The organism is Kitasatospora sp. NPDC022856 (assembly GCF_055561235.1).
Window position 1 is genome coordinate 1 of record NZ_JBVHHE010000089.1, and the last position, 8315, is coordinate 8315.

Here is an 8315-nt window from a genome sequence, read left to right on the forward strand (position 1 = left end):
GTCCCTTCGAGTCGTTCCAGCCGGTCGGGGGCCGCCCGACCGGCGGTCGAATGAAGTTCCACGGGATGCCTCCTGAGATCAGCGGGATGGTGGGGGAACGGGCAGGCCGAGGTGGGTGGGCGGTGCGGATCAGCACCGCGAGGGCAGAAGCCCGCCGGTGGTCGGCAGGCACCGTCGGCACTTTCTCCCGGCGGCGGTTCGTTCCTGCGGCGCATCCCAACGCACGTGGGCGGCACGGGATAGGCACCGCCCCGGGACGTGCGGTGAACGGTCACCCTGTGCGCCCAGCGGCGCGCCGAACGGTCGACCGGGAACCGGCCTGACACCGCCCTCCACCGCTCACCGCGGCCGGCGCCGTCCCGGCCGGCACCTCGCGGGCAGCCCCCAACGCCACGCGAAGAGCCCTCCACGGTCCTGATCGACCACCCCGCACCCCCGCCCGTGACGAGGTCCGGCGCCGGTTCTCCGGCCCGTGCCCGGCGTGCCCGCCCGGCAGGCGGCGGTCCCGCGCCAACCGCATGCGCGGTGACGACTCGCGACCGCCGGGGCCCTTCGCCGTCGTCGCTGTGACTCCCGGCAGTGCCGAGGCCGAGCCGCTCAAACCTGCCCTCCCCGGGGCCGCTTGGCTCCGAAGGCGCCTGCTCGCCGGTGCGGGGAGCGCTTGAGGTCACAAGGCGATCTCGGCCGTTCCACCCCCTTGACGATGGCGCTGTGACCGGGTTCCCATGTCCTCCATCGCGTTCGGGCTGTCAGTTCCGAGCGCTTCCGCTGCCATGTCCCGGGTGCCGAACGGCCAACGTCATGCCGTCGAGATTCCCGCTGCCGCCCGGCCACCGATTCCGGGCCACACTCGGTCGAGCTCTCCGCGTCAGGGCGGAGCCCCTCACCGACGACGTCCCGACCCAAGCCCGGCATCCGCGTGACCGTGACAGACGGCTGTTCGCGCCGTGCCCGGGTCACCGGCAGCCCAACCCGCGTTGCCGCCATGCGCAGGCCACTCCGCGGCCTCCGGACCTGTCCGTCCGGGAGCCGAAGACGGCCTCGATCCACCCACCCCGGAGGTAACCATGATGCGCAGAGCCCGCCGCTCGTTCTCCGATCCCCGTCCACCCACCCGCGACACCGGCCCCACCGGCAGGGCGAACGCGCCCGCCCCGTCCACGAAGGAGCCCTCCGCCTCTCTCCGCGTCCGCCGCGGAGCAACGTTCGCGGCCGCGCTCACCATGCTGGGGACCTCCGTCGTCCTGGCCCCCTCACTGTCGGCGGCCGTGGAGCCCCCGCCCTCCGCGACGGATCCCGCACAGGCCCCGTACAGCGCCGATGACGCACCCGTGCTGATCGCACTCGGTCAGAGCAACGCCGTCAGCGCGGTGGCGGTACACGACGCGGCCGTCAATACCCAGTGCAACTCCTTCACCCACGTCAAGGGCTTGCAGCGGACCGAGAACCGGGTCGCCGGGGCCCTCAACGCAACGTGGCAGCCCTACAACTGCGCCGGCTCCAACCTGGGCAACAACCGATACAACGTCAACTCCTACAACGTCGCATCGCTGACTGCGCTGCGATGGGAGCAAGCCATCAAGGACGGCCAAAGTCTTCCCGACCTGTACGTGATCCACGTGGCCTGGGGAGGTCAGGGCATCCAGCAAGCCGACGGGACGCAGAATCGGTGGTGGCCCGACCGCAACCCATCCGATGTCGAAAGTCTGCACCAGCTCACGCTCAACACGATCTCCAACGGCCTGCGTGCACTGCAGGAGGCCGGCAAGCGGCCCCGGATCATCGGCATGCACTGGAACCAGTGGGAGCAGGAAGCAAGCGCCGCGGCAACGGTGAGTGCCGCCCACATACAACAGGCTTTCCGCAAGGTTCTGGAGCCGCTGCAGACGATCACCGGCTCGACCAGGTACCCGATCTTCCTCTACCGCCCGCGCTCGACCAGGCTCGACTCGACGTCGACGCAGCACGTCATCGACGCGCTGACCGGACTCGCCAACCTTCCCGCACCCAACTCCTACCGGCTGATCGACCCTGCGGACGCCACCACGGCGACGGGCACAGCCCTCTACAACGCCTCCGCCGGCCCCAGGTACGGAATCTTCCAGACCGACGGCATTCACTACGAGCAACCTGCGCAGGAATGGTTCGCGGCGCAGCAGTGGAAGAGCGTGTTCACTGACCACTGGTACGGCGCGCCGATCGAGCGCACCATGAACGCGGCCCAGGGACGGCCGGCCACCCAGTCCTCCACCTACGGGAACAATCCCGGCTTGGCGGCGAGCCGGGCGGTGGACGGCAACACCACCACGGGCTTCAGCCACACGAACCTGGACGCGAACGCGTGGTGGCAGGTCGACCTCGGCTCCGTGCGGCCGATCAGGGGGGTGCGGGTTCTGGGTCGCACGGACTGCTGCCAGGACCGACTCAGCGACTTCTACCTCCTCGTGTCCACCACCGACCTGACCGGGCGCAGCTGGGCCGACATCCAGGCCGACCCCACTGTCAAGCGTGTCTGGGTCAACGGCACCGCACCCCGCCAGCTCACTCTTCCCGCAGGGGTCGACGGACGGTACGTGCGTATCCAGCTCGCCGGTACCAACTACCTCTCACTGGCCGAGGTCCTCGTCGACGTCCCCGTCCCGGGCACCCCGGGGCCGCTGAGCCTGGCTTCGGCGTTCAACAATGTGGGGATCACCTCGCAGAGCAATGTCGCGCCCGGCAACTTCGACGGCGGTCACAACAGCTTCTCCGCCGAACAGCTCGCCGCGGCCGGGGCCACCCCCGGCTCCACCGTGACGGCGCAGGGGACCACGTTCGACTGGCCGAACGTTGCCGCAGGAACCCCCGACAACGTCCGAGGCACGGCGGTGATCCAGGGCTCTGGGCGCGGCGGCAGCACCCTGGCCTTCCTGGGCTCGGAGGCCGGGGTGGTGGCCGACAACGTCACGGTCACCTACACCGACGGCACCTCCACCACCGCGTCCATCGGATTCCCGAACTGGGTGGGAACCGACCCCACCGAGTTCGGCTCCATCCCCGCCATCTCCACTCAGGGCAGGAACCGGCCATCCGGTTATGGTGACACCGGCCTTACCTACCAGGTGTTCTACAACAAGATCGCGATCGATCCCAGCAGGACCATCGCCACCGTCAAACTCCCCGGCAACACGAAGATCCACATCTTTGCGATAACCGCGAAGTAGTAACCGGACCGTCAATCGGTACCCGATGTGACGATCACCCGAAAGGTGACCGTCACATCGGCGATTGCACAACGACCCGACCAGCCCCTGCCGGCCCTTGTCGGTGGCGGAGCCCCCGCCCACCGCAGCGGATCCCGCCCAGCTCCCGCACCGCGCCGATGACGCGCCGGTGCTGATCCTACTCGGCCAGAGCTACGCCGTCGGCTGGTCGACGCCGATGTCCGACCCCGCCGAAAGGGCCCAGTGCAGCTCTTTCGCCCATGTCAAGGGCTTGCAGCGAGCCGAGGACCTGCACTCGTGTCGCCTGGTGGGCTGGTCGCTGGCCGAGCACATGCGCACCGAACTGGTCGCCGATGCGCTGGAGGCCGCAGTGGCGGCCCGCGGCGGTCGTGTCGACGGCGTGGTCTTTCACTCGGACGGGGGCGCGAACCGGACTCGGCCGAGTTCGCGAGAGTCTGCCGGCGGCACGGTGTCCGGCGGAGCGTGGGGAAGTCGAATCCAGCTACGACAATGCCGCCGCGGAGAGCATCTTCGCCTCCCTGAAACGGGGTTGGAGCCCGTCGTGGTACGGCTGGGGGCGGTGGAGGTTATCGCTGACGCGTCCGGAGTCGCGTGGAGCCGGGGCCAGGCCTGTGAACGAGGCCGAGCACTCCTGACCGCCGCGAACGAGTGATGTCGCTGCCGATCACGGCGAGGAATTCGGCGCCGGGTACGGGTCCGGTGCCTGGCCTACTGGCGATCACCTCGGCGAGTTCGTGAGCGCGAAACCGGCCCTCGATGAGCTTGGCGATCTCGGCGATCTTCTCGTTGAGGGCCATCACCTCCTCGGCCAGGGTGCGCACGATCTGGGCGATGGCCGTCTCCCCGGGGACGCTTGTGTGCTGACGCTCCGCCGCCTTCACAGCGGCGGCGGCCAACACGGAGGCATTGCCGACCTTGTGGTTGTGCAGCCACTTCTCCAGCAAGCTGACGCCGGCCCGGCGGACGGGGACTGGTAGCTGGTCAGCAGCACCAGCGGGCGTTCCAGCTCAGGAAGCATGCTGCTCAATGCGCCACGCAGACGATTGATCGACCGGTTCCGGTCACACGCGAGGTCGGTGCGGCGAGCGGTGAACAGCTTGAGCTCGATGGTGGCCTCGTCACTGGGGCGCATGGGCCGCAGGTCGCGGCGCACGCGGGGCCTGGTCGGCGATGACGAACGCGTCACGGGCGTCCGTCTTGCCTTCGCCCCGGTGGCCGTCGGCGGCGCGGTTGACCGCCCGGCCGGGAATGTGGAGCAGGGACTGGTCGTGGTTGACCAGCAGGGTGACCAGCAGTGCGGCGCCGTCGTTCGCCATGTCCACCGCCCAGGTGACCTCCTCGCCCAGGGCGATCACGTCACCGACGAGCTGGAGCAGTTCCGGTTCGTCGTTGACTACGCGCCGCGACAGCGGCTTGGCCCCGTCGGCGTCCAGGACGACGCGGTGACGATGGCTCTTGCCACTGCCGATCCCCCCGTATTCGCTCAACCGTGCCCCTGGATCTCGTCGATGCAGTATGTACCACGGACGACCTCGCCGGCGTAGCGCTACACAGCGATCTTCGTTGCACTTCCTGATGAGCGGCCGAGTCGTCGTGAGGCGCCGGGCGGCGAAGTGAGGGGAGCCACAAGACGGCAGCCGCCTGAGAGCCACACCCAGAACCCTGGGTGATCCGGACCTTACGACTTGCCCGACCGACCCATCAACAACGTAGGGCCGCCTGAAACCCTGGTGTCCACGTCCCGGGGGAAGGCTCAGGGCTGAGCTTAAGGGGACTTCCGCCGGAGAGTCATGCCTGACCGGCAACACCAGCCCCGTTCCGCATTCCGTCACCCGGCGGCTGCGCGCAGCGGTACAGCGGTACAGCGGTGCGCGGCCGTGCCAACCCGGTTCCCGGTCGATCCGGTTCTGGATGGCCGAAGCGGTGGGGTGCCCGGTCGGGCCCGGGACGGGACGCACCGACGGACACCGTTGGCTTCGCGTCGGCGGCGGCCGAGGCCGTCAGCTCCTGGTTCTCCTCGATGCCGACCGCCGAGGCGCCTGGCGGGCCGTACGCGCTCTCGGGCGGTGATGTCGAGGTCGGCGAGGACCCGTTGTTGGTCGGCGGCGAGGCTCCCAAAGGTGCGTTCGGCGGGTGGTGGCTCGATCCGACGAGCGGGTCGATGGGCGCGACTGCCACTGCGGGGAGCGGCGCGGCCTCCGTACATGCCGCTCTTCGGCGGTTGGGGCGGCTTCGCCGGACGGGTCGCTCATGGCGGGACGGTCGCGGCTCTGTCACAGGCCCGTGACAGGCAGGGGGCGGTCGGGGTCTGCGGACTCTTTCCCCACGTGATGCGTTTCGGCGAACTGCGATGTCTCTGAGGCCTCTTCGTTCGCCGGCACGCCGACCACGGGAGTGACCCGACCCATTCGATCTCGACCGGCGTGGTGCCGGACGACGGTGCCCGGCTTCGCGGGCCGTCCCCGCCACCCGGTCCGACTCCCCAGGGGGAGAGCATGTCCGACCTCACGCACAGGACGGCGCCGAGCACGACCGCCGAACCCGTCGCCCTCCAGACGGTCTCCGCCCGTCCCGCCGCCGGCTCGGGCGCCCCGGTCGGCCACGGCGCCAGGAGCTCGGCGCCGTCGAGGCGAGCCCGTTCGCCGCGTCCCTCGGCACCCGGCGCCCGGCGCGGGAGGCTGCGGGCGGCCTGCGCCGTTCTGCTCGTCGGTGCGGTCACCGGGTGCGGCACGGCGCAGGCCGGCATGCTCGGATTGCGCATGGGGCCGGGCGCGCCGAGTCGCGTACCGGCGAGCGGGGTGTCCACGACTCCCGGGGCACCCTCCCACGGCGCCGTACCCCCTCGTCCCGCCGGGGCACCCGGGACCGCCACCGCGAGCACGACGCCCGGGACCGCCCCGACCTCGGGCACCCCCGTCGCCCTGGTCCGGTCCACCGCGAAGGGCGGCCAGACGGTCGCGCTCACCTTCGACGACGGCCCCGGACCCGCCACCGCCGACGTCCTGGACGTTCTCGCGGACTACGGTGTCAGGGCGACGTTCTGCGAGATCGGCCCGCAGGCCACCGCGAACCCCGCGATGGTCAAACGCATCCTGGCCGCCGGCCACCGCCTGTGCGACCACACCGTCCACCACCTCCAGCCGTTCGCCGCGCTCACCCACGACCAGCAGTTCCAGGAGATCGGACCCGCCAAGGACATGATCGTCCGGGCCGGCGGACCGGGCACCCGCGTCCCCTGGTTCCGCGCCCCCGGCGGCGGCTTCACCCCCGCCAACGAACAGGTCGCCGCCGCCGCCGGAATGCGCTCGCTGACCTGGACGGTCGACAGCCTCGACTGGACCAAACCCGGCGTCGCCGCGATCGTCGCCAACGTCCAACGCGAACTGCGCCCCGGGGGAGTGGTGCTGATGCACGACGGCGGCGGCGACCGTTCCGAGACCGTCGCGGCGCTGCGCCAACTGCTGCCCTGGCTCAAGGCCCAGGGATACACCTTCGACTTCCCCGCCGCATGAAGGGCCTCCCCAGCAGGACCGGGCAGCGGCCGCGGCCTGTCGAGTACTCCCGGGCCGCGGCAGCTGTTGGCTGTCGGGCGCCGGGCTGGTTCGGCGGCGTCGGCAAGCGGGTTCCTCCGATCGGTTGCCCCGGTTCGCCGACCTCTTCAGCTGGTCGGTTGTGTGGGCCGAGAATTGATTGAGGCCGTCTCGCCGAGGCTGGGGTGGCTCGGCCGCCGCTCGGTCGGGCTGCCCGGTGGCGGGAGCGTGCCCGCGATTGGCGGCCGTCGCCAGGATGCGATACCTGGCCGAGCTGGTCCGCTGTACTCCGGGTCGCGGCGGCACCGGGTGGAGTCTGTGGACGGGTCGGTCCGTCGCCGGGATCCACAGTCCGGTCATGGAAGTCCGGGTTGTGTCACCCGTGGTCCGAGCCCGGTCTTATGCGTGCGGTGGGTGGTCCTGTCTCGGTCCTGCGGGGCGCGCGGGGCGGGGGGTGTCGGCGGCGAGGTTCTGTTCGGTGATCAGGAGGGCGGCCCGGGTGCGGGAGGTGCAGCCGAGTTTGGTGAGGATGTTGGAGACGTGGGTTTCGGCGGTGCGCTGGGAGATCACCAGGCGGTCGGCGATCTCCTTGTTGGACAGTCCCTCGGCCAGCAGGCCCGCGACCTGCGCCTCCCGCCGGGTGAGCTGCGAGGCCGACCGGTCCGGTTCGGCGATGGTCGGCCGTGTGGTCTGTGGCTCGCCGAGGGCGTAGGCGACGGCCTCGTCCGGGGAGAGTTGCTCACCGCTCCGGTAGGCGAGGGCGAAGGCCGACCCGCCCAGGGCCTCCCGCGCGGCCCCCAGGAGGTCGTCCCGGCCGAGGCCGTCGGTCCACTCGGTCCTCCAGGGCAGGTTGGCGACGTCGATGTAGCTGTCGAGGCCGAGTCCGAGCGGTCTCAGGAACGCGTTGCTGGCGCCGAACAGGCGCGCGCCGCGTTCGTGGTCACCGGATGTCACCGCGCACCAGGCGAGTAGATCCGTCGTGCAGCCGAGGCCCAGCAGGTCGCGGAACGGATGTTTGAGCCGGACGGCCTCCTTGAGCTGTCCTTCCGCGTCCCCGTCCGGCCCCTGAAGCAGTGTGAAGAGCCCCAGCGCGTAGAGTAGCCACGACTGGATCCACTGGTCCCCGTGCTCGCGGCAGGCGGCGAGGCACTCCCCGCCGACGGTGCGGACCATGTCCGCGAGGTTTCCCAGGGTCGCCGCAGCGGTGAGCAGGAGCTGGGCGTGGCGCAGGTACGGGTTGGCGGCGCCGAAGGCGTGCTCCAGTGCGCTGCCCTCGGCGAGGAGCTCGAAACCCTGGGCCGGATCCTCTCCGAAGAGCCGGGCGTACCCCGACAGATAGGTGGCGTGGGCGAGGCGGGCCGGATCGTCCAGGTCGGCGGAGAGCCGACGGGATTCGTCCAGCGTGGCGATGGCCTCGCGCGCCGCACTCGCGCTCGGATTCCCGTCGTAGATCTTGAGGACGCCGACGGCCCAGAGGGCGTCGGCCCGCTGTGGGCCGGGTTCCGGGCAGGCGGCCAGGGCCCGGTCGAGCCAGAGCATGCCTTCCCGGTGTGGGCCGGCC

Annotated in this window: 3 protein-coding genes and 2 pseudogenes; 3 read left to right on the top strand and 2 right to left on the bottom strand. The window is 70.8% G+C overall.

The window, feature by feature from the left end; genetic code table 11:
• The first annotated feature begins 1331 nt into the window (after positions 1-1331).
• Together ACZ34W_RS37970 and ACZ34W_RS37975 are read left to right on the top strand one after the other, a co-directional pair.
• Positions 1332-3203 carry a discoidin domain-containing protein gene (locus ACZ34W_RS37970; protein ID WP_465610974.1) on the top strand — a complete coding sequence of 624 codons (1872 nt, stop codon included), beginning with the start codon at positions 1332-1334 and terminating at the stop codon, positions 3201-3203.
• A 286-nt stretch (positions 3204-3489) separates the two neighbouring features.
• Positions 3490-3751 (top strand): annotated as a pseudogene (locus ACZ34W_RS37975) (DDE-type integrase/transposase/recombinase); the annotation flags it as partial.
• Here the strand turns inward: ACZ34W_RS37975 and ACZ34W_RS37980 are convergent.
• Positions 3724-4711 (bottom strand): annotated as a pseudogene (locus ACZ34W_RS37980) (IS110 family transposase); the annotation flags it as partial. The pseudogenes ACZ34W_RS37975 and ACZ34W_RS37980 sit on opposite strands and share 28 nt — an antisense overlap.
• Positions 4712-6022: 1311 nt before the next feature.
• Between ACZ34W_RS37980 and ACZ34W_RS37985 the strand changes: the two are divergent.
• Positions 6023-6736, top strand: coding sequence for a polysaccharide deacetylase family protein (locus tag ACZ34W_RS37985; protein WP_465610976.1), 714 nt, complete (start codon positions 6023-6025; stop codon positions 6734-6736).
• A 417-nt stretch (positions 6737-7153) separates the two neighbouring features.
• Here the strand turns inward: ACZ34W_RS37985 and ACZ34W_RS37990 are convergent.
• A partial coding sequence (locus tag ACZ34W_RS37990) for a helix-turn-helix transcriptional regulator (protein WP_465610978.1) occupies positions 7154-8315 on the bottom strand: 1162 nt, incomplete at its 5' end.